General features: G+C 38.1%; 1 pseudogene. It reads right to left on the minus strand.

The annotated features are described in order from the left end of the window. Positions 1-1,198, minus strand: a pseudogene (locus EII37_RS10685) (hypothetical protein); the annotation flags it as partial.

Below are 1,198 nucleotides of genomic sequence, written 5' to 3' on the forward strand. Positions count from 1 at the left end.
TTACGGTAAACGTGAGTTACATTACCATCTTTACCAGTTGTAGTCTTAACAAACTCGTATCCTGGGATATCTTTCTTAGGTTGGTTACCTTCAACTGTTGGATAATCTGGAATAGAGATTTCTTTACCATTTGGATCAACTGTCACATAAGACGTTGTAATCTTAGTATAGTTGATTGGTGTATCTTGACTTGGATCAGTTGGTAATGTTGGTGGCACATAACCTTTAGTTGGATCTTCTGGATCAACTGGTTTCAATGGATTTCCATCTTTATCTCTTGGAATGTAACCTGGAACATAAGGAATTACAATATCTTCCGTTGGTACACCTGGTTTAGTTGGATCACCATTTGGATCATTTGGATAATCAATACGTGGAGGATTTGTTTGTCCTGGCACGTTTGGAATCAAGGCTCCAAGTTTCTTATAGACAACTTTTTGAACGATATCTTTGTCTTCAGCCTTAACAGTTTGATCCTTAGTAGATGCTTCAATATCTCCACTTACTGCAATATAACCTTTAACAAGTGGAAGTTTGTTACCAGAAAGAACATCAGTTGTAGCTGCTTTCCATTCGCCGTAAGTAACTTCACCTGTCACTAAGTTCACCTTAGCATCACGAGTGAATTTAACTGATGAAGTCACAGAAGTAGTAACCTCTTTACCATCTTCATCAACATAAGTAATTGTACGAGTTACTTCTTCTGAAGTTGTCAATTCCTTAACGCTTTCAGGCCATACTGGTGAGTTTGGATCCTCTGGATTAATTGGTTGACCTGGAACTGGTGTCACATCACTTGGAATAACTGGAACAAGGCGTGGTTGAACAGTGACTACAAATTTTTGAACAGCATTTGTATCATTATCAAATGATTGCTTGCTGCCATCAGCTTTTGTAAACTCATCAGACACAAGCTCGTAGCCAAGTTTTTTCAGTGCGTTGATACGTTCTGCAGTTGAGTAGTTCATTTCAGAACCAGAATCACCTTGAAGGATATCTACTTCACCAAGAATTGTTCCCTTAGTATCTTTGTAAGTTACAGTTGCAACTTGTGTATCAGCTTCATAAACAGTTGGTGTATACTTAGCTTTCACTTCTGTTCCGTTAGTGTCTTTACGTACAATAGTTACTCCTGTTGCAGTTCCAACGAAATCTTTATTTGGTGTGAAGGTTACCTTACCTGTTGGATCAACAGTAT

Origin of the sequence: Streptococcus sp. OH4692_COT-348 (assembly GCF_003859975.1) — a bacterium.
Lineage (GTDB): Bacteria > Bacillota > Bacilli > Lactobacillales > Streptococcaceae > Streptococcus.